The 20,266-nt window shown below is 72.0% G+C and carries 22 protein-coding genes; 18 read left to right on the plus strand and 4 right to left on the minus strand.

Features of this window, described 5'->3' with window-relative positions; all coding sequences use genetic code 11:
• Window positions 1-202: 202 nt before the first annotated feature.
• The 13 genes from AB0A74_RS29110 to AB0A74_RS29170 all read left to right on the plus strand — a co-directional run bounded on the left by AB0A74_RS29110 (window position 203) and on the right by AB0A74_RS29170 (window position 12,659).
• The gene (locus AB0A74_RS29110) at window positions 203-1,501 is read left to right on the plus strand and encodes an MATE family efflux transporter (protein ID WP_358254350.1); all 1,299 of its coding nucleotides are present in this window, start codon (window positions 203-205) and stop codon (window positions 1,499-1,501) included.
• Window positions 1,502-1,585: 84 nt separating this feature from the next.
• On the plus strand, window positions 1,586-2,905 hold the full coding sequence (locus AB0A74_RS29115; protein WP_358254352.1) for an MFS transporter: 1,320 nt from the start codon (window positions 1,586-1,588) through the stop codon (window positions 2,903-2,905).
• A gap of 32 nt (window positions 2,906-2,937) precedes the next feature.
• Complete coding sequence (gene truB, locus AB0A74_RS29120; protein ID WP_343934552.1) at window positions 2,938-3,813, plus strand: tRNA pseudouridine(55) synthase TruB; 876 nt, start codon at window positions 2,938-2,940, stop codon at window positions 3,811-3,813.
• A 100-nt stretch (window positions 3,814-3,913) separates the two neighbouring features.
• The gene (locus AB0A74_RS29125) at window positions 3,914-4,375 is read left to right on the plus strand and encodes a hypothetical protein (RefSeq protein WP_358254354.1); all 462 of its coding nucleotides are present in this window, start codon (window positions 3,914-3,916) and stop codon (window positions 4,373-4,375) included.
• A gap of 42 nt (window positions 4,376-4,417) precedes the next feature.
• Complete coding sequence (locus tag AB0A74_RS29130; RefSeq protein ID WP_358254356.1) at window positions 4,418-5,344, plus strand: bifunctional riboflavin kinase/FAD synthetase; 927 nt, start codon at window positions 4,418-4,420, stop codon at window positions 5,342-5,344.
• Window positions 5,345-5,438: 94 nt separating this feature from the next.
• Entirely contained in the window at window positions 5,439-5,924 is a 486-nt protein-coding gene (locus AB0A74_RS29135) for a helix-turn-helix transcriptional regulator (protein WP_343934648.1), read from the plus strand.
• A gap of 1 nt (window position 5,925) precedes the next feature.
• The gene (locus tag AB0A74_RS29140; RefSeq protein WP_358254358.1) at window positions 5,926-6,402 is read left to right on the plus strand and encodes a 2'-5' RNA ligase family protein; all 477 of its coding nucleotides are present in this window, start codon (window positions 5,926-5,928) and stop codon (window positions 6,400-6,402) included.
• Window positions 6,403-6,519: 117 nt separating this feature from the next.
• Window positions 6,520-6,789, plus strand: a complete 270-nt coding sequence (gene rpsO, locus AB0A74_RS29145; RefSeq protein ID WP_121226692.1) for a 30S ribosomal protein S15 — start codon at window positions 6,520-6,522, stop codon at window positions 6,787-6,789.
• A 246-nt stretch (window positions 6,790-7,035) separates the two neighbouring features.
• Complete coding sequence (locus AB0A74_RS29150) at window positions 7,036-9,276, plus strand: polyribonucleotide nucleotidyltransferase (protein WP_343934548.1); 2,241 nt, start codon at window positions 7,036-7,038, stop codon at window positions 9,274-9,276.
• A 98-nt stretch (window positions 9,277-9,374) separates the two neighbouring features.
• Window positions 9,375-10,679: a pitrilysin family protein gene (locus AB0A74_RS29155; RefSeq protein ID WP_358254426.1), complete on the plus strand. Its 1,305-nt coding sequence runs from the start codon at window positions 9,375-9,377 to the stop codon at window positions 10,677-10,679.
• A complete protein-coding gene (gene dapB, locus AB0A74_RS29160; RefSeq protein WP_358254360.1) occupies window positions 10,676-11,431 on the plus strand; it encodes a 4-hydroxy-tetrahydrodipicolinate reductase in 756 nt (251 codons plus the stop codon). Before AB0A74_RS29155 ends, dapB begins: the two co-directional genes overlap by 4 nt.
• Window positions 11,428-11,883: a hypothetical protein gene (locus tag AB0A74_RS29165; RefSeq protein ID WP_358254362.1), complete on the plus strand. Its 456-nt coding sequence runs from the start codon at window positions 11,428-11,430 to the stop codon at window positions 11,881-11,883. Before dapB ends, AB0A74_RS29165 begins: the two co-directional genes overlap by 4 nt.
• A gap of 404 nt (window positions 11,884-12,287) precedes the next feature.
• Window positions 12,288-12,659 carry a PRC-barrel domain-containing protein gene (locus tag AB0A74_RS29170; protein ID WP_358254364.1) on the plus strand — a complete coding sequence of 124 codons (372 nt, stop codon included), beginning with the start codon at window positions 12,288-12,290 and terminating at the stop codon, window positions 12,657-12,659.
• Here AB0A74_RS29170 and AB0A74_RS29175 read toward each other — a convergent pair.
• A complete protein-coding gene (locus AB0A74_RS29175; RefSeq protein ID WP_358254428.1) occupies window positions 12,607-13,104 on the minus strand; it encodes a hypothetical protein in 498 nt (165 codons plus the stop codon). The genes AB0A74_RS29170 and AB0A74_RS29175 overlap by 53 nt on opposite strands.
• Window positions 13,105-13,134: 30 nt before the next feature.
• Window positions 13,135-13,680 (minus strand): GNAT family N-acetyltransferase, encoded by a 546-nt coding sequence (locus tag AB0A74_RS29180; protein WP_358254366.1) that lies wholly within the window; start codon window positions 13,678-13,680, stop codon window positions 13,135-13,137.
• A 64-nt stretch (window positions 13,681-13,744) separates the two neighbouring features.
• On the opposite strand from AB0A74_RS29180, the gene AB0A74_RS29185 reads away from it, so the two are divergent.
• On the plus strand, window positions 13,745-14,629 hold the full coding sequence (locus AB0A74_RS29185; RefSeq protein WP_358254368.1) for an EamA family transporter: 885 nt from the start codon (window positions 13,745-13,747) through the stop codon (window positions 14,627-14,629).
• Window positions 14,626-15,831 carry a crosslink repair DNA glycosylase YcaQ family protein gene (locus tag AB0A74_RS29190; RefSeq protein ID WP_358254370.1) on the plus strand — a complete coding sequence of 402 codons (1,206 nt, stop codon included), beginning with the start codon at window positions 14,626-14,628 and terminating at the stop codon, window positions 15,829-15,831. Before AB0A74_RS29185 ends, AB0A74_RS29190 begins: the two co-directional genes overlap by 4 nt.
• A gap of 104 nt (window positions 15,832-15,935) precedes the next feature.
• Here the strand turns inward: AB0A74_RS29190 and AB0A74_RS29195 are convergent, their stop codons facing one another.
• Window positions 15,936-16,829, minus strand: a complete 894-nt coding sequence (locus tag AB0A74_RS29195) for a hypothetical protein (RefSeq protein WP_358254372.1) — start codon at window positions 16,827-16,829, stop codon at window positions 15,936-15,938.
• A gap of 11 nt (window positions 16,830-16,840) precedes the next feature.
• Window positions 16,841-17,356: a toxin-antitoxin system HicB family antitoxin gene (locus AB0A74_RS29200; protein WP_358254374.1), complete on the minus strand. Its 516-nt coding sequence runs from the start codon at window positions 17,354-17,356 to the stop codon at window positions 16,841-16,843.
• Between the two features lie 202 nt (window positions 17,357-17,558).
• On the opposite strand from AB0A74_RS29200, the gene thyX reads away from it, so the two are divergent.
• The 3 genes from thyX to AB0A74_RS29215 all read left to right on the plus strand — a co-directional run bounded on the left by thyX (window position 17,559) and on the right by AB0A74_RS29215 (window position 20,264).
• Window positions 17,559-18,311, plus strand: coding sequence for an FAD-dependent thymidylate synthase (thyX, locus tag AB0A74_RS29205; RefSeq protein ID WP_358254376.1), 753 nt, complete (start codon window positions 17,559-17,561; stop codon window positions 18,309-18,311).
• Between the two features lie 9 nt (window positions 18,312-18,320).
• Window positions 18,321-18,713: an ACT domain-containing protein gene (locus tag AB0A74_RS29210; protein ID WP_358254378.1), complete on the plus strand. Its 393-nt coding sequence runs from the start codon at window positions 18,321-18,323 to the stop codon at window positions 18,711-18,713.
• 123 nt (window positions 18,714-18,836) lie between these two features.
• A complete protein-coding gene (locus AB0A74_RS29215) occupies window positions 18,837-20,264 on the plus strand; it encodes a serine/threonine-protein kinase (protein ID WP_358254380.1) in 1,428 nt (475 codons plus the stop codon).
• The last annotated feature ends 2 nt before the right edge of the window (window positions 20,265-20,266 follow it).

Here is a 20,266-nt window from a genome sequence, read left to right on the forward strand (position 1 = left end):
TGGTAGCCCTTCGGGCAGGTCATACGGTGGGGAACACGAAGGCCCCTTGTGGCTGGGAGCCCGAACCAAAAGCACGCCGCTGCGCGGCGAAGCGCGCCGCGCTGCGCTCGGAGGGGTGCGGTGGGTGGAGGGTGGGCCTCGCTTCCGACTGATGGGACTGTCGGTGGGGCGTGAGAAGGTGGGATGACCGGAGGAGGTGGCTGTGTCCGAGCGGGTGTCTGCGAAGCGGGTTGTCGGGTTGGCTGTGCCCGCGCTCGGGGTCTTGGCCGCCGAACCCCTCTACGTCCTGGTCGACACCGCCGTGGTCGGGCACCTCGGTGCGCTGCCCCTCGCCGGGCTGGCGCTGGGTGGTGTGCTGTTCACCCAAGTGGCCACCCAGCTCACCTTCCTCTCCTACGGCACCACGGCCCGCGCCGCCCGGTTGTTCGGCGCGGGGCGGCGCGCTGAGGCCGTGCAGGAAGGTGTGCAGGCGACCTGGTTGGCGTTGGCCGCCGGGGTGCTCGCCGTGCTCCTCCTGCAGGCCATCGCCTGGCCGGTGGCCCGGCTCCTCGGTGGGGACGAGGTCGCCGGGCAAGCGGTCGCCTGGTTGCGGATCGCGGTGCTGGGGGCGCCGTTCGTGTTGGTGACCATGGCGGGCAACGGGTGGATGCGCGGGGTCGAGGACACCGTTCGGCCGCTTCGGTACGTGCTCCTCGGCAACGGGCTGTCCGCCGTGCTCTGTCCCCTGCTCGTCTACGGCGCGGGCTGGGGGCTCGAAGGCAGCGCGGTGGCCAACGTGGTCGCACAGGTCGTGTCGGCGGGGTTGTTCTTCCGGGCCTTGAAGGCGGAGAACGTGCCGCTTCGGCCGCAGCCCGCGCTGATGGTCGCCCAGCTCGGCCTCGGGCGGGACCTGGTGCTTCGGGGGCTCGCGTTCCAGGCGTGCTTCATCTCCGCCGCCTCGGTGGCCGCACGGACCTCGGTCGCCGCCGTGGGCGCGCACCAGATCGTCCTCCAGCTGTGGACGTTCCTGGCGCTCGTGCTCGACTCGCTGGCCATCGCGGCCCAGGCGATCGTGGGCCAGGCGCTGGGGGCGTCGCGGCAGGAGCAGGCCAAGCGGTTCGCCTGGCAGATCACCGGCTACGGGCTGGTGTTCGGCGTGGTCCTCGGACTGCTGTTCGCGGCGCTGTCCGGTGTGGTCCCCGGGCTGTTCACGTCCGACCCGGCGGTGTTGGACGAGGTGCCGCACGCCTGGTGGTTCTTCGTGGCGTTGCAGCCCGTCGCCGGTGTCGTGTTCGCCCTCGACGGGGTGCTGCTGGGCGCGGGGGACGCGAAGTTCCTCCGGACCGCCACCCTGCTGTCCGCCGCGCTGGGCTTCCTGCCGCTGATCTGGCTGTCGCTCGCCTTCGGCTGGGGGCTGACGGGGATCTGGACCGGGCTGTCCGCGTTCATGGCGCTGCGCTTGGTGACGATCCTCCTGCGCACCCGTTCGGGCAGGTGGGCACGGGTGGGCGCGGTGTGGTGAGACCCACGTACCGGAATTGTTAACACTAGGCAAGTGTTTCCGGATGAACGGGGTGCCGCCGCGAAACCCAGAGGAGTCCGAACCTTGCCGGTCGATCCTGCCACGAAGCGAGCGTGGCTGATCTGGTCCACCGCGGTCGTCGTCTACGTCGCCGCCCTCTTCCACCGCACCTCGCTCGGCGTCGCCGGGTTGGAGGCCGCCGACCGGTTCCACGTCGGACCGGCCGCGCTCGGCACGTTCACCGTGCTCCAGATCGGGCTCTACGCCCTGATGCAGGTCCCCACCGGCCTGCTGGTCGACCGCTTCGGGCCGCGCCGGGTGCTCACCGCCGCCGCCCTGCTCATGGGCACCGGCCAGTTGATGTTCGCGCTCGCCGAGTCCTACCCGCTGGGCCTGGCCGCGCGCGCCGTGCTCGGCGTGGGTGACGCCATGACGTGGGTCAGCGTGCTGCGCCTGGCCGCCGCGCACTTCCCGCCGCGCAGGTTCAGCGTGGTGATGACGCTCTCCGCCGCCCTCGGCGGTGCGGGCAACCTGGTGGCGACCGTCCCGCTGACCCTCCTGCTCCGCAGCGCTGGCTGGACCCTCACGTTCCTGGTCGCGGGCCTGGCGACCGCCGCCTACTCGGCCGTCGTGCTGTGGCGGGTCCGCGAGGTGCCCGAAGGGGTGACGCCGCCGACCCCGGAGGCGGTGCCGCTGCGGACGGTGGCCAAGCGGGTCGCCTCCGCCTGGCGGGTGCCCGGCACGCGGCTCGGGTTCTGGGTGCACTTCACGTCGATGTCCGCACCCGCGCTGCTCGGGCTGCTGTGGGGCTTCCCGTACCTGGTCGAGGCCCAAGGGCTGAGCCGGCCGCAGGCCTCCGCCGTGCTCAGCGTGCTGGTGCTGGTGGCGATCGCGTCCGGGCCGGTGATGGGCGCGGTCATCGCGCGCAAGCCGGAGTGGCGGATGCCGATCGTCGGCGGGTACCTCGCGGCGGCCCTGGTGTGCTGGGCGGTGCTGCTGGGGTGGCCGGGCGGGGTGCTGCCGCCGCCGGTGCTCTACGCGGTGTTCGCGGTGCTGGCGTTCGGGAACCCGGCGTCCGGCGTGGCGTTCGCGCTGGTGCGCGACTACAACCCGCTGCACCGGGTGTCCACGGCGACCGGCGTGGCCAACGTCGGCGGGTTCGGCGCGATCACGTTCGCCGCCCTGGCGGTGGGCGTGGTGCTGGACGTGCTGCCCCCGATGCCCGTCGCGCAGGCCTACCGGATCGCGTTCCTGTCCGTGGTCGCCGTGCTGGTGCTCGGGGTGTGGCGGACGGCCGTGTGGTGGCGCCGGGCGCGGGCCGCGGTGTTCGCCGCCGAGGACCGGGGCGAGCAGGTGCCGGTGCAGATCCGTCGCCGGCGTTGGGACGTGCTGGCGTCGGCCTAAGATGTCCGGTCGTGTCCGCATCATCTTCCGCTGTGCAGCCAGGTCTCGTCGTCGTCGACAAACCCGAGGGCATGACGTCGCACGACGTCGTGGCCAAGGTCCGCCGCATCCTCGGCACCCGCAAGGTCGGGCACGCGGGCACGCTCGACCCGATGGCGACCGGCGTCCTGGTGCTCGGCGTGGAGCGGGCGACGAAGCTGTTGGGCCACCTCGCGTTGGACAGCAAGGCGTACCTGTCCACGATCCGGCTCGGCGCGGCCACCACGACCGACGACGCCGAGGGCGAGGTCCTGTCCACTTCGGACGCTTCGGCGGTGCCGGAGGACGCGATCCGCGCGGGCGTCGCGAAGCTCACCGGGCCGATCCAGCAGGTGCCCAGCGCGGTGTCGGCGGTGAAGATCGACGGCAAGCGCGCCTACGCGCGGGTGCGGGCCGGTGAGGCGGTGGAGATCCCGGCGCGGCCGGTGACCGTGCACCGGTTCGACGTGCTGTCCATCCGCCGGGAGGAAGGCGCGACCGAGCTGGACGTGATGGTCGAGTGCTCGTCGGGCACGTACGTCCGGGCGCTGGCCCGCGACCTGGGCGCGGACCTGGGCGTGGGCGGTCACCTGGCCGCGCTGCGCCGGACCCGCGTCGGCCCGTTCGACCTGCGGGTCGCGCGGACCCTGGAGCGGCTGGCGGAGGAGCCGGGGCTGTCGCTGTCGCTGGACGAGGCGGTGGCGAAGGCGTTCCCGCGCCGGGAGATCGCGCCGCGCGAGGCGGTCGCGCTGTCGCACGGCCAGCGCCTGCCGGCCGGCGGCATGGAGGGCACCTACGGCGTGTTCGGCCCGGACGGCCACGTGGTCGCGCTGGCGAAGGACGAGGGCCCGATCGCCAAGCCGCTGGTGGTCCTCACCCCGGCGGGCTGACCTCACCCGGACGGGTGAGATTCGCGCACGGTCGGGTTCGTCGTGCCGAAGCCGCCGTTGGCGGTACTCGCGCATGGCCGACGCGCCTACGGTGGGTCGCATGGCGAGATGGGTGTGGCCCACCGCGGCCGGCGTCGTGACCTCGGCCACCGGGGTCGTCATCAACGTGGCCACCGACCGGGCGGACAGCGTCCTGGCGTGGGCGGGCGTGGTGCTGCTGACCGCGCTCGGCGTCGGGATCGGCATCGCCGCGCAACGAGCGGACCACCGCCACCGCGAAACCGCTCAGCGGGCTCCCGAACCGGTGTCGGAACTCGTGGCACCGGCCGAACCGGCACCCGCCCCGCAGCCGCCCGTCCGGCGACAACCCGCCCCGCCGCCCGAGGTGCCCCGGTCCGTCTACAACCACCACCAGGGCAACACCGTCGGCCCCGTCATCCAGGTCGGCTACCTGCACGGCAACCTCAACCAGGGCAACACCGTCGACCAGAGCGCCACCGCCCACGACGGCAGCACGATCCACCAGGCCGGACGTGACGTGCGCCTCGACCGCGACCGCTGAGTCCGCCCCTCGCCGCCCACCACCCGCGGCTAGGCTTCCCCCGTGCAACGGTGGCGAGGGCTGGAACACCTTCCGGGCGGCTGGGGTCGCTGCGTCGTGACGATCGGCGTGTTCGACGGCGTGCACCGCGGGCACCAGGCGCTCATCAACCGCGCCGTCGCGATCGCCCGCGACAAGCAGGTGCCGTCCGTCCTCATGACGTTCGACCCGCACCCGTCCGAGGTCGTCCGCCCCGGCAGCCACCCCGCCCAGCTGACCACCCTGCGCCGGCGCAGCGAGCTGGTCGAGGAGCTGGGCGTGGACGTGTTCTGCGTCATCCCCTTCACCCTTGAGGTGTCGCGGATGCCCGCGGACGAGTTCGTGCACGAGGTGCTGGTGGAGCAGTTGCACGTGGCGGCCGTCGTGGTGGGGGAGAACTTCACGTTCGGCAGCAAGGCGCTGGGCAACGTCGAGCTGCTGCGGCGGCTCGGGCAGCGGTTCGGTTTCGTGACCGAGGGGGCGGATCTGGTGACCGACGACGGTGTGACGTACTCGTCCACCTACATCCGGGCGTGCATCGACGCCGGCGACGTGAAGGCCGCGGCGCACGCGCTGGGCCGCCCGCACCGGCTGGAGGGCATCGTGGTGCGCGGCGACGGGCGCGGCAAGGAGCTCGGCTTCCCCACCGCGAACCTGTCCACGACCCGGTTCGCCGCGGTCCCGGCCGACGGCGTCTACGCCTGCTGGTTCGTCCACTCCGACGGCCGGCGGCTCAAGGCGGCCGTGTCGGTGGGCACCAACCCGACGTTCAGCGGTCGCGAGCGGCGCGTGGAGGCGTTCGTGCTCGACGTGGACGAGGACTTCTACGGGCAGCGGGTCGCGCTGGACTTCGTCGAGCGGCTGCGCGGCATGGAGAAGTTCGACACCGTCGAGGCCCTGCTGGAGCAGATGCACCGCGACGTCGAAGAAGCCCGCGGGTTGCTGGCGTGAGGGCTTTGGGCTAGCTGGGTGGAACCACCCGTGGGCCGGCGGCCCACCTGGCAAGATGCCTGTCACGTCCAAGCCGGTCAGGGGAGAGGCGAAGGTGGAGGACCACAAGATCGTCCAGCGCAACCTCGCGTTGCAGCGCGAGTGGTACGGGGAACCCCTGGGTGACCGGGTGCGGCGGTTGGTGGTCGCCTTCCGGGTGTCCCAGGCCCAGTTGGCCGACGTGCTGGGGATCAGCGCGCCCATGCTCAGCCAGGTCATGAGCGGGCGCCGCGCCAAGATCGGCAACCCGTCCGTGCTCGCGCGGATGATCATGCTGGAGCGCAAGGTCCTGACCCCCGACGTGGCCACCGGCGCGCCCGAGGCGTTGCAGCGGGCCCTGGACGAGGTGCGCGACTCCAAGCCCACGGTCAGCCGCGACTCGCTGCCGGTCAACGGCGCGGACGACGAGGCCGTCGTGTTCCCGTACCTGCGCCGCGTCGCCGACCGGCGGGAGCTGTCCCAGGCGGCGGACATGCTGCGCGACGACTTCCCAGCGCTGGCCGAGCTGCTGCGCCGCGCGGGCAAGGGCCGCGACGGCTGACGTGCGGCTGTTCACCGGCGTCTTCCCGCCCGACGCGGTGGTGCGGGAGCTGACCGCGGCGTTGGCGCCGGTCCGCGCCGCGCACCCCGGGCTGCGCTGGGTCGCGCCGGGTCGCCTGCACGTCACGCTCCGCTTCCACGGTGACGACGCGGAGCCGGGCGGGCAGCTCGACGCGCTGGCCGGCCTGCCCGCGCCGACGGTCCGGCTGGCGGGCTGCGGGCACTTCTCCGGGGTGCTGTGGATCGGGGTCGAGGGTCCGCTGGAACCGCTGGCGGCGGCCGCCGGGACGCCCCTGGAGACCTGGCGTCCACATCTGACGGTCGCCCGCGCCCGCGGCCGGCGCACCCGTTGGCCGCACGTGGAGTTCACCGGTCGTGAGTGGACCGTGCGCGAGGTGGCGCTGGTGCGCAGCGACCCCGCGACGGGGTACGAGGTGCTCGACCGGGTGCCCTTGAGCACGTCGAACGCCCCGGACTAGCGAGTACTGGTAACCTCGACAGTTGGGTCTGGCTGCGGTCCGTGGCGGCCATGACCGACTACCCCCGGCAACGGGGGCCGCACGGAACACGTCAAGGTAACAAGGAGTAGCGGGAACGTGGCACTGACCACCGAGCAGAAGAAGACCATCCTCGCCGAGTACGGCGTCCACGACAAGGACACCGGCTCCGCCGAGGCCCAGGTCGCGCTGCTGAGCAAGCGCATCGCGGACCTGACCGAGCACCTCAAGCAGCACAAGCACGACCACCACTCGCGTCGTGGTCTGCTGCTGCTGGTCGGCCGTCGCCGCCGGCTGCTCAACTACCTGCAGAAGGTCGACATCCAGCGCTACCGGTCGCTGATCTCGCGGCTCGGCCTGCGCCGGTGACCACCGCCGAGGGGGAGTGACCGGTCCGGTCGCTCCCCCTCGGTGCAGTACCGCAGTACGACGAAACAAAGAGGATAGGGACGCAACGCACGCGCGGCGCACGGGACGACAGTTCGCCGGTCCTCGGTAGTGGCCCCCTGGCAGTGAAGAGACCAGGGGACTTCGATCGAAGACCGGCCTCGTCCGGACCGCGACCCCGCGCCCGAACGCGCGCTGCGGCCCGCATGACGAGGAGCTTCAGAACATATGACGGACACCGAGGTCCACGAGACTTCCGCCGTGATCGACAACGGGCGCTTCGGCACCCGCACCATCCGGTTCGAGACTGGTCGGCTCGCCCGCCAGGCGGCGGGCAGCGTCGTCGCCTACCTGGACGACGAGACCATGCTGCTGTCGGCGACCACGGCGTCGAAGCACCCCAAGGAGCACTTCGACTTCTTCCCCCTCACGGTGGACGTCGAGGAGCGCATGTACGCCGCGGGCCGCATCCCCGGCTCGTTCTTCCGCCGCGAAGGTCGCCCGTCGACCGACGCGATCCTGACCTGCCGCCTGATCGACCGCCCGCTGCGCCCGTCCTTCGTGGACGGTCTGCGCAACGAGATCCAGGTCGTCATCACGGTGATGAGCCTGAACCCGGCCGACCTGTACGACGTCGTGGCGATCAACGCCGCGTCCGCGTCCACGCAGCTGGCCGGCCTGCCGTTCTCCGGCCCCATCGGCGGCGTCCGCGTGGCGCTGATCGAGGGCCAGTGGGTGGCGTTCCCGACCCACGAGCAGCTGGAGAAGGCCGTCTTCGACATGGTCGTCGCCGGCCGCGTCGTGGGTGACGACGTCGCGATCATGATGGTCGAGGCCGAGGCCACCGAGAACGTGATCGACCTGATCGGCGAGGGCGCGCAGGCGCCGACCGAGGAGGTCGTCGCGGCGGGCCTGGAGGCGGCCAAGCCGTTCATCAAGGTGCTGTGCGAGGCGCAGGCGCAGCTCGCGCAGGTCGCCGCGAAGGCCACCGGCGAGTTCCCGACCTACCCGGCCTACCAGCCGGACGCGTTCGAGGCCGTCGAGGCGGCGGCGTCGGGCGAGCTGGCCCAGGCGCTGACCATCGGCCCGAAGCAGGAGCGCGAGACCAAGCTCGACGAGATCAAGGCGTCGGTGCTGGACAAGCTCGCCGAGCAGTTCGAGGGTCGCGAGAAGGAGGTCGGCGCCGCGTTCCGCTCGCTGACCAAGAAGCTGGTCCGCCAGCGCATCCTGCGCGACAAGGTCCGCATCGACGGCCGCGGCCTGACCGAGATCCGGTCGCTGTCGGCCGAGGTCGAGATCATCCCGCGGGCGCACGGCTCGGCGCTGTTCGAGCGCGGCGAGACCCAGATCCTGGGTGTCACCACGCTGAACATGCTGCGCATGGAGCAGCAGATCGACTCGCTGTCCCCCGAGACGCACAAGCGCTACCTGCACCACTACAACTTCCCGCCGTTCTCCACCGGTGAGACCGGCCGCGTCGGCTCGCCGAAGCGGCGCGAGATCGGCCACGGCGCGCTGGCCGAGCGGGCGATCATGCCCGTGCTGCCCAAGCGCGACGAGTTCCCCTACGCGATCCGCCAGGTCTCCGAGGCGCTGGGCTCCAACGGCTCCACCTCGATGGGCTCGGTCTGCGCGTCCACCATGTCGCTGCTCAACGCCGGTGTGCCGCTGAAGGCGCCGGTGTCCGGCATCGCCATGGGCCTGGTGTCCGACGAGGTCGACGGCAAGACCGAGTACGTGGCGCTGACCGACATCCTCGGCGCCGAGGACGCGTTCGGCGACATGGACTTCAAGGTCGCCGGCACCAAGGAGTTCGTCACCGCGCTGCAGTTGGACACCAAGCTGGACGGCATCCCGTCCGAGGTGCTCGGCGCGGCCCTGGGTCAGGCCCGCGACGCGCGCCTGACCATCCTGGAGGTCATGGCCGAGGCCATCGACAGCCCGGACGAGATGAGCCCGTTCGCGCCGCGCGTCACGTCGGTGAAGATCCCGACCGACAAGATCGGCGAGGTCATCGGGCCCAAGGGCAAGATGATCAACTCGATCACCGAGCAGACCGGCGCCGACATCTCCATCGAGGACGACGGCACGATCTACGTCGGCGCGGCGGACGGCCCGTCCGCCGAGGCCGCGATCGGCATGATCAACGCCATCGCGAACCCGCAGCTGCCGAAGGTGGGCGAGCGCTTCCTGGGCACCGTGGTGAAGACGGCCGCGTTCGGCGCGTTCGTCTCGCTGCTGCCGGGCAAGGACGGCTTGATCCACATCTCCAAGCTGGGCAACGGCAAGCGCATCGGCAAGGTCGAGGACGTCGTCAAGGTCGGCGACAAGCTCCGCGTCGAGATCGCGGACATCGACCAGCGCGGCAAGATCAGCCTGGTGCTGGTCAACGAGGACGACAACGCCGCTGCTCCGGCCGAGGCTCCGGCGCAGGACGAGGCTGAGGTCTCGGAGACCCCGGCGCAGTGACCGGACGCGTCAACGGGACGGCCGCGGGTGCTTCGAGCACTCGCGGCCGTCCGCTTAGCGGCCGGCTCGGGCACCTCCAGCGGCCGGGCAGCACCCGGTTGCTGGAGAGCAGCGAGACCGGGGTGACGGTGCGGCGCAGCGTGCTGCCGTCCGGGCTGCGGGTGATCACCGAGCAGATCCCGGGCGTGCGGTCGGCGTCGGTGGGGCTGTGGGTGCAGGTCGGGTCGCGCGACGAGCGGCCGGAGGTCGCGGGCGCCGCGCACTACCTGGAGCACCTGCTGTTCAAGGGCACGGCCAACCGGTCGGCCGCCGCCATCGCGGAGGAGATCGACGCGGTCGGCGGCGAGCTGAACGCGTTCACCGCCAAGGAGCACACCTGCTACTACGCGCACGTGCTGGACGAGGACCTGCCGCTGGCGATGGACCTCGTGTGCGACGTGGTGTTCGAAGCGCTGTGCGAGCCCAAGGACTTTGAGACCGAACGCGGTGTGGTGCTCGAAGAGATCGCGATGCGCGACGACGACCCCGAGGACCTGCTGCACGACGCGTTCCTGGACGCGTTGTTGGGCGAGCACGCGTTGGGGCGGTCCGTGCTGGGCACCGAACGGTCCATCCAGGACATGGACCGCGATGCGCTGTTCAGCTTCTACAAGCGGCGGTACACGTTGCCGCGGATGGTGCTCTCGGTCGCCGGGAACATCGACCACAACCACGTGATGCGGTTGGCGCGCAAGCAGATCGGTGACCGCCTGGCGCGGTCCGGGTCGCCGGTCGCGCCGCGCACCGGGCGGGCGCGCATCGCGTCCACGCGCAAGCTGGTGCTGCACAGCGACGACACCGAGCAGGCGCACCTGATGCTGGGCGTGCGGGCGTTGGACCGGCACGACGAGCGGCGGTTCGCGTTGAACGTGCTGAACGCGGCGCTGGGCGGCGGCATGTCGTCGCGGCTGTTCCAGGAGGTCCGCGAGCGGCGCGGGCTGGCGTACCAGGTGTACTCGTCGGTGGGGCTGTACGCCGACACCGGCACCTGGTCGGTGTACGCCGGGTGCCAGCCGGACCGGCTCGGCGACGTGGCCGGCGTGGTGCGCGACGTGCTGTCCGTCGTGGCGTCCGGCGGCCTGACCGACGCGGAAGTGGCGCGCGGCAAGGGCCAGTTGCGCGGCGGGCTGGTGCTGGGGCTGGAGGACACCAGTTCCCGGATGTCGCGCATCGGCAAGGGCGAGCTGAACTACGGCGACTACCTGTCGGTGGAGCAGACGTTGAGCCGGATCGACGAGGTGACCGGCGAGGAGGTCGCGGCGCTGGCCCGCGAGTTGTTGCGACGCCCCGTCGCCGCGGCCGTGGTCGGCCCTTACGCTCACGCCGACGATTTGCCGTCCCAGGTGCACGAGGTGATCTCTTGAGTGAGCGTTCTGCGATCCGTGTCGGCGTGCTGGGCGCGCACGGGCGGATGGGGTCCGAGGTGTGCCGCGCGGTGGACGCGGCGGCCGACATGGAGGTCGTGGCCCGGGTTGACGCGGGTGACCCGTTGCAGGCCTTGGTGGACGCGGGCGTCGAGGTCGTCGTGGACTTCACCAACCCCGATGTCGTCATGGACAACCTGCGGTTCTGCGTGGACCACGGGATCCACGCGGTCGTCGGCACGTCCGGTTTCGACGGCGAGCGCCTGAAGACCCTGGAGGAGTGGCTCGGCTCCGGTTCGGTCGGTGTGCTGATCGCGCCGAACTTCGCGATCGGCGCGGTGCTGTCGATGCGCTTCGCGGAGCTGGCGGCCAAGTACTACGACTCGGCCGAGGTCATCGAGCTGCACCACCCGCGCAAGCTGGACGCGCCGTCCGGCACGGCCGCCCACACGGCGCGGCTGATCTCCGAGGCGCGGGCGGCGGCGGGCGTGCCGGCGATGCCCGACGCGACCACGCAGGAGGCCCCCGGGGCGCGGGGGACGCTGGTCGGGGACGTGCGGGTGCACTCGCTGCGGATCGCCGGGATGATCGCCCACCAGGAGGTCGTGTTCGGCACGGAGGGCGAGACGCTGACCCTGCGCCACGACTCGCTGGACCGGACGTCGTTCATGCCTGGCGTGCTGCTGGCGGTGCGCACCGTGCCCGAGCGGCCGGGGCTGTCCGTGGGGCTCGACAAGTACATGGACCTGTGAAGACCCGCACCGTCGCTTTCCTGATCACCGCCGCGCTGGCGGTGTACTTCGTGCTGCTCGGCGGCCGGGCGTTCGTGCTGATCGGCACGGGCGACCCGGTCGGCGTCGGGCTGGGGATCGGCGTGCTGGTGCTGCCCCTGATCGGCGCGTGGGTCGCGTGGACGAACCTGCGGTTCGGGTTCGTCACCGAGCGCATGGCCCGGCAGTTGGCGGAGGAGGGCGGGCTGCCGGACACGTCGTCGTTGCCGCGCCGCCCGTCGGGTCGGGTGGACCGGGACGCCGCCGACGCGTGGTTCGAGGAGCGGCGGGCCGAGGTGGAGGAGTCGCCGGAGGACTGGCGGCGCTGGTTCCGGCTGGCGCAGGCGTACGACCTGGCGGGGGACCGGGGGCGGGCGCGGTCGACCATGCGGAAGGCGATCGAGCTATTCCAAGTGCCGACGAATCGGGCGTGAGGCATCCGGGTGAGACGGACTTCATCCGGTCTTAACGGCTTCTTGCCTTGGATTGTCCGGTGGACGGTCGATAGCGTGGTGGTGTGTCGAACGCATGCCAGAACCTGCGGCTGACCGTCGCCTGCTTGCTGATCGTGGTCGCCTTCGGCGCGGCCGTCGTCCTGTCCTGACCGCCTGGCATCCACCCGCACGCCCGCGCCCCGCCGCCGCGGGCCTGCCTCGCCGCCCCCGCCGCTGTCCGAGGTGTCGCACCAGCCGCGCCGGCCGCCCGTTCCCGTCGCTCGCCCCCGCCCGTTCCACGCCGCAGGGCCTCCCACCGGCCCGGTCGGCGTGTGGCATTCAGGTGTCACACCTCCGGGTGGTTCCGCGTGCGATCAGTGCTGGACACGGGTAGCCGCTTGAACATGGACCGAACAGCGGTGGACCGCCTTTTCGACTGCGACCTGCTCGACCGTCACGGTGAACGCGTGGGCACCGTGGCGGAGCTCTGGATGGACGGCGGCCGTCCCCTGTGGGCGACCGTGCGGACCGACCACGCCACCACCCTCGTGCCCATCCGGGGCGCCCAGGTGCGGGATCGGCGGCTGGTCGTGCCGGTCGACAAGAGGGAGATCGAGGACGCGCCCGAGATCGGCCCCGAGGTGTCCGAAGTGGACCACGTCCGGCTGCACGACCACTACGGGCTGACCGTCCCCCAGCAACGGCTGGTGCGGCGGGCGCGGCCTAGTGGAGCAGCCACCCCGCCATCAGACCGGGTGACGCGGCGAGCACGCTGAACCGCGCGAACCTGCCCACCATGCCGGTGGTGATGAACAGCCACGACGACATGCCCGCCAACCCCGCGAGCACCGTGGTGAACATGAACGGCGGCAAGCCGACCACCGAGCTGATCGCGTGCGTGCCGAACATCCAGTGCGGGTGCCGGTGGCAGCGGTCCCGGATGCGGTCCAGGCGGGCCTTCCACTTCAGCCGCCGCGCCGACGGCGGCTTCTCCTTCCGGGTCCGGTGCATGAACGCCGGCAGGTGCAGCGAGCCGCGCGCGGCCAGGAAGTAGAACATCTTGCCCAGGACCTGGCCCACCGCGACCGCGAGGCCGATCCACCACCACGAGATGTGGGGCTGCTGCGTCACGAGGCCGATGACGAAGACCTCGATGCTGATGAGGGGGATGATCGCGGACCCGAACGCCACTCCGAACGTCAGGCCGAGCCACCCCAGCAATGCCCACACCCGTTCGAGGCTAGCAACACCTCAGTCGGCCAACAGTAGGGTCAACCCCCCGGAAACCCTTATTTCGCGCAACGGTCGCCCTCCGGCGTCCAGCGTGCGCACCGTGCCGTCGGCCTCCCACCCGGCCCTGGCGTAGAAGCCCGTGGACGCCCGGTCCGCTTCCGGGACCCAGGCGATACCACGCGTGTTCCCCTTGTCACGCAACGTCCCGGCGGCGGTGGCGAGCAGGCGTCCGCCGTGCCCCCTCCGACCCCAACGGGGTTCGACCAGGATGCTGACCAGGCCGGTGGTGGCGGCGTCCGGTGGGAGCGTTCCGTCCGCCTTGGCGACCTCGTCCGCCGGCGCCTGGCCCACCACGCAGTACCCCACCAGGTACTTGCCCTCGGTGGCGACCAGGACCTGGCCCTCCTCGACGGCCTCCGCCCACGCCTGCGTCGTGTCGCCCAGGCCGCCCAGCACTTCCTCCGGCAGGAGGCTGCGGTACGCGGTGCGCCACGTGTCGCGATGGAGGCGGGCGATCTCCTGGACGTCGTCGGGTGTCGCTGCCCGGACTGCGGCGTCGGCCATGGGAAAGACCCTAGTGGCCGAAACCCGCGTGAACCGGACGGGTGTCCCGTGAAAGCGTGCGGGCATGCGTTGGGCAGCTCTGGGTGTCGTGTACGTGGTGTGGGGGTCTACGTACCTGGCCATCAAATTCACCATTGAGACCATGCCGCCGCTGTTGTCGGGTGGGTTGCGCTTCTTAGTGGCCGGCGTGGTGCTCATGCTCGTGGTGGGGCGTCGGATGCGCATGACGTGGCCGCAGGTGGGGACCGGTGTGCTGCTCGGGTTGCTGTTGCCCGCGTGGGGCAACGGGTTGGTCGTGGTGGCGGAGCAGTCCGTGGCGTCCGGGTTGGCGGCGCTGATGGTGGCGTCCGTGCCGCTGTACGTGGTGGTGATGCGGCGCGTGGGCGGTGAAAGGCCGCCGGCGGTGACCTATGTGGGCGTTGTGGTCGGGTTGGTCGGCCTGGGCGTGTTGTTGCTGCACGACGTGGGCGGCTCGACGTGGTGGGGGCCGTGGTTGGTGCTGCTGTCCGCGTTCGGGTGGGCGCTGGGGACGTACCTGAGCGGGCGGTTGCCGGCGCCGGCGAACCCGTTCGCGTTGTCCGCCGTGGAGATGGTGGCGGGCGGGGTGGCGTTGACCGTCGTCGGGCTGGCGTCGGGGGAGCGGCTGGACGTGACGGCGGTGTCCGCGCGGTCCTGGACCGCGTGGGGCTACCTGGTGGTGTTCGGGTCGCTGCTGGCGTTCAGCTCTTACGTCTACGTGCTGGGGCAGCTGCCCGTCTCGACAGTGGCCACTTACGCGTACGTGAACCCGGTGATCGCCGTGCTGCTCGGGGTGTGGCTGGCCGACGAGCGGTTCGGGGCGTTCCAGCTCGCCGGCGGCCTGCTGGTGGTGGTCGCGGTGGTGCTCGTGGTGCGGGCCGAGCGGAAGTGTCGTACCCCCGTGGGAACATCCGAACCGTGCAGAACATGAGTGCGGACGTCGCCCGCCGGATCGCGCTGGGCGCCCAGGGATTCGCCGACCCGCGGCCCGAGTCGCCGCCCACGCGGCGGCACCTCCAGCGGGTGCTCTCGCGCGTCCGGCTGATCCAGCTCGACTCGGTCAACGTGGCCGTGCGGGCGCACTACATGCCCGTGTTCAGCCGGCTGGGGTCCTACACACCGTCGCTGGTGGACGACGCGGCCTGGTCCCACAGCTCGCGCAAGCCGCGCATGCTGGTGGAGTACTGGGCCCACGAGGCGAGCCTGGTGCCGGTCGAGGACTGGCCGCTGCTGCACTCCGGCGCGAAGCGGCCCGGCTGGTGGCACAACTACACCTCGATCGCCGAGCGCGACCCGGGCCTGGTCGAGGACATCCTGGCCGTGGTGAAGGAACTCGGGCCGGTCGGCGCGGGCGCGATCGAGAAGGCGCTGGCGGGCGGCGGGCCGCGGCGCAAGGACCACTGGGGCTGGAACTGGTCGGAGGTCAAGAAGATCTGCGAGTGGCTGTTCGGCTCCGGGCAGCTCACCACGGGCACGCGGCGCGGGTTCGAGCGGCTCTACGACCTGACCGAGCGGGTGCTGCCGCCGGAAGTGGTGTCGCGGCGCGTCACGGCGGAGGAGGGCGCGCGGGAGCTGGTGGCGCGGGCCGCGACGGCGATGGGCGTGGCCACCGAGCCGGACCTGCGCGACTACTACCGCCTGGCCCCGGCGCGCAGCCGGCAGGCCGTGCGGGAGCTGGTCGAGGAGGGCGTGCTGGAGCCCGTGCAGGTGCAGGGGTGGACGTCGGTGGGCTACCGCCACGCGTCGGCGCGCGTGCCGAGGTCGGTGCCGGGCCGGGCGCTGCTGTGCCCGTTCGACCCGCTGATCTGGGAACGCGACCGGACGGAACGCATCTTCGGCTTCTACTACCGGATCGAGATCTACGTGCCGGCGGCGAAGCGCGTGCACGGCTACTACGTGTTCCCGTTCCTGCTCGACGGCCACCTGGTGGGGCGGGTGGACCTGAAGGCGGACCGGCAGGCGGGCGTGCTGCGCGTGCAGGCGGCGCACTCGGAACCCACCGCCGACCTAGGCCGGGTGGCGGTGGAGCTGGCCGCGGAGCTGCGCCACATGGCCGACTGGCTGGAACTGGACAAGGTGGCGGTGACCTCCCGCGGCGACCTGGCCCCGGCGCTGAAGGCGGTGGTGCGCTGACCGCCGCCGTCGCCAAGAGCTGGAGGACCGCGGCGCGCGGCCAGACCGACGGGCGCTGGAGGACCGCGGCGCGCGCATCGGGGGTGCGCACGCCGCGGTCGGTCTCAGGCGGAGCCCGCGGTCGAGGCCGTGGTCACCAGGGCGTTGCCGGTGCCCGTTCGGCCGGTGATGACCAGTGCCGGCGTCTCGGTCGGCGGCGTCCCCGACACGTCCAGGTCGCTGCGGGCCGTGCCGGCCGTCGAGAGCAGGTCCACCTCGGCCGCCACGCCGGGGTGCACGCCCACGCGCACGTGGCCCGAGCCGGTGCCCATCTGGATGCGGCCGGCGGCGGCGTCGGCGATGGTCACGTCACCGCTGCCGGTGCGCACCTGCACGTCGTTGCGCACCGCGCCCAGCCACACGTGCCCGGTGCCGCTGTAGAGCACCGTGTTGCCCGCGATGGACGCCACCTCGATGGCCCCGCTGCCCGTCTTCGCCCGCAGCCCGCCCGGCATCGGGCCCAGGCGCAGCTTGCCCGACCCCGAGTTGACCTGCGACGCGGCGTCGGCGCCGTCCGTGGTGACGTCACCGGTGCCGGTCTGGATCTCCAGCCGGCCCGCCGTGCCGGTCACGGTCACGTCCGCCGCGCCGGACTTGGCGATCACGTGCGACCCGATCGGCGCGCGCACGGTCACGCCCAGCGGCACCGCGCGCAGCGGCAGCGCCTTGGACGAGTGCACCTTCAGCCGCTGCCCGGTCAGCTCGACGCGGGCGTCCCGCACGGCGTCCGGCGGCGCGGCGCCGCCACCGCCCTGCCCGAACTGGTCGTTCACCCAGCTCAGCAAGCCGGTCAGGCCCGCGGTCCACGAGTCGCCCGGCGCGGCCTCGTGCCGGACCTCGACGTGCACCCCGGGCTCGTCCACCAGGTGCACCCGCACGCGGCCGGCGAGCAGGGCGATGTCGACCTCCACCACGCCCTCGACCTCGAAGCTCTGCTGCCGCACGACTTCCGAGTCCACGACGTCCCCCCTCAGCCCTGCACCCAGCCGCGCACCCGGGACCCCTGGTCGTCCTTCGGCGGCTGCTGGTGCGTGTCGTGCCAGTTCTTGTGGTGCCCGCGCCGCCCGCCGACCGCGCCCTGCACGGCCTGCGCGACGAACGTGTTGAGCGACATCCCCTGCGCCGCGGCGGCCTGCTCGGCCTTCGACTTCAGCTCGTCCAGCAACCGCAGCGTGATGCGCGTGGCGTCACCGCCGGTGGGCCGGGGAACTTCCCGCGGCTCCGGTTCGTGGTCCCGGGGGGAGGACGCGCCGGTGACGACCACCTGGACGTCCCGGCCGTCCAACCGGACCTGCACGACGGGCCCGTCGAGCGCGACGGTCACCTCCGCGGCCAGGTCGGACAGGGCGTTCATGAGGGCCAGCCGGGCGGCCGGCTCCAACGCGGCGGACAGCACGGCCGCGGTGCGCCGGGTGTCGTCGTCCCCGGCGGAGGCGGCCGTCGCGAGGTCCTCACGCAGTTGCGCGATGTACGGCGACAGATCCATGACACCACCATGCCGCCACATGTGACACCAGTCAAGGAAACTCTGACATCACGATGACACCACAGCGTTGAACGGGCGGCTCGCGATCGCCGCGCGGTCTCCGCCACGCCCCGCCCGGTCCTCGGCCGTTCCCGCCCCCGGCGCCGAGCACAAGCTCCATGCGGCGCAATTCTGGACGGGCGTCTGAGTTAGGGTTCCCGGCATGGCTGAGACGGTGTCGCCGAAGGTGCAGTTGATCGCGAAGACGGAGTTCTTCCCCCCGGCGGACGTCCCGTGGTCCACCGACGCCGACGGCGGCGAGGCGCTGGCCGAGTTCGCCGGGCGCGCGTGCTACCAGTCGTGGACCAAGCCGAACCCCGCGACGGCCACCAACGCCGGCTACATCAAGCACATCATCGAGGTCGGCCACCTGTCCGTGCTGGAGCACGGCAGCGTCAGCTTCTACTTCACCGGGATGTCCCGGTCGCTCACCCACGAGCTGATCCGGCACCGCCACTTCAGCTACTCGCAGCTGTCCCAGCGGTACGTGCCCGAGCGCGACGCCGCCATGGTCGAGCCGGACGTCATCGCCGCCGACCCCGAGCTGCACGAGCTGTTCCTCAAGGCCACCCAGGCCAGCGTGGACGCCTACACCGAGCTGCTCAAGGGCCTGGAGCGGAAGTTCTCCGACGTCCCCAGCGCCACCCTGCGCCGCAAGCAGGCCCGCCAGGCCGCCCGCGCGGTGCTGCCCAACGCCACCGAGACGCGCATCGTCGTGACCGGCAACTACCGCGCGTGGCGGCACTTCATCGCCATGCGCGCCACCGAGCACGCCGACGTCGAGATCCGCGCCCTGGCGGTCGAGTGCCTGCGCCAGCTGCAGAAGGCGGCGGCCAACGTGTTCGCCGACTTCACCATCTCCGCGCTGGCCGACGGCACCGAGGTCGCGTCCAGCCCGCTGGTCACCGAGGGCTGAGGCGCCGGCGTGAAGCGGCTGATTGTCGACGTCCAGCCGGGGGAGTACACGGTCGCGCGGCTGCCCGCCGACGCGGCCGTCCCGCCCGGCCTGCTCGACCGGGCGGGCCTGGTGTCGGTGACGCGCACGCCGGACGAGCTGTCCATCGTGTGCCCGAGCGAGCACGCCCCCGGCGGCGGCGACGCGCAGCCGGGCTGGCGGCTGCTCACCGTGCGCGGCCCGCTGGAGTTCACGCTGACCGGCATCATGGCGGCGCTGTCCGGTGAACTGGCGGCGGCCGGCGTGAGCCTGTACGCGCTGTCCACCTACGACACCGACCACCTGCTGGTGAAGGCCGCCGACCTCGGCCGCGCCACCCAGGCCCTGCGCAACTCCGGCCACGAGGTGAACCTCCCGACCTGATCGGGCGTGTTCCCCGGCGAAATCACGAATCCGTGAAACCGGGTGGGCCGCGCGACGGTCTGAAGTAGCGTTCGGCCGTTCCAGGCTTCGAGGAGTTGCGCAGCGGTGACAGGTCCACAAGGTGTGAGTGCCCAACCACGCGTCATCGCGGGCAGGTACGCGCTGCTCGGCGAGCTGGGTCGCGGCGGCATGGGCGTGGTGTGGCGCGCGCAGGACAACGTCATCGGGCGCCAGGTCGCCATCAAGGAGCTGCACCTGCCCGACGGCATCGCGGCCGAGGAGCGCCGCGTGCTGGAGGAGCGGGTGTTGCGCGAGGCGCGCACCGCGGGCCGGCTCAACGACCCCGCCGTGGTGACCGTGTTCGACGTGGTCGCCGAGAACGGCATGACCTACATCGTCATGGAGCTGGTCGAGGCGGCCACGCTGTCCACGATCATCGCCCAGTCCGGGCCGATGCCGCAGGACCGCGTGATCTCCATCGCCCTGCAGGCGCTGTCCGCCCTGGAGACCGCGCACAAGGCCGGGATCGTGCACCGGGACGTCAAGCCCGGCAACCTCATGGTCCAGCCCAACGGCCGGGTCAAGCTCACCGACTTCGGCATCGCCCAGGCGATGGACGACCCGCGGCTGACCACCAGCGGCAGCCTCATCGGCTCGCCCGCCTACATGTCGCCCGAGCGCATCCACGGCCACGAGGCCTCGCCCGCCTCCGACCTGTGGGCGCTGGGCGCCACGCTCTGCTACGCCGTCGAGGGCCTCAACCCCTACGAGCGCTCGTCCACCGCGTCCACGCTGCACGCGATCATGAACGAGATGCCGCGCCTGACCAGGGCGCACGGCGCGCTGGGCGCGGTCATCACGGGCCTGCTCATGCCCGACCCGAACGCCCGCCTCACCGGCCCGCAGGCCCGCGCCATGCTCGACCGCGCGGTCGCCCAGCCGACGCCGCCGAGCGGGTTCGCCGGTCCCGGCGGCCCCACGATGCAGTACCAGCCGCCGACCATCCCGCCGCAGCGCAAGCCGTGGCTGAAACCGCTGCTCACGGCGGTGGCCGCGATCAGCGCGGTGGCGTTGCTGGTCCTCGGCGTCATGGTGGACCGGTGGCTGTTCACCGACAAGCCGCCCGCCGCGATGGCCGAGACCGTCACCTTCGGCAGCGGCGGCACGCTGCCCGAGTTCAAGCTCAACGCGGGCTACTGCGGCGACAACTTCCTCGCCCCGTCGGTCCGCGTCGGCAGCGCCGAGTGCGACGAGGCGCACAGCATCGAGGTGTACTGGGAGGGCGGCCCGTTCGGCAGCTCGGACAAGGTCGCCTACCCGGGCGAGGAGTGGCTGCGCAAGTACGCCGAGAACTTCTGCACGCTGGTCTTCAAGTCCGACCGCGTGCCGCTGGAGGGCAAGGACGCCAAGCTGCGCTACGTCGCCGTCGTGCCGACCCAGGCGGAGTGGAAGGAGAGCTACTCCGCGTCCAAGGGCTCGCGCGAGGTGTTCTGCGTGCTGTGGGACAAGAACCGGGTCGAGCTGACCGAGCGGGTGCACGCCAAGAAGTAGGG

It is taken from the genome of Saccharothrix sp. NPDC042600, assembly GCF_040647305.1.
Lineage (GTDB): Bacteria > Actinomycetota > Actinomycetes > Mycobacteriales > Pseudonocardiaceae > Actinosynnema > Actinosynnema mutabilis.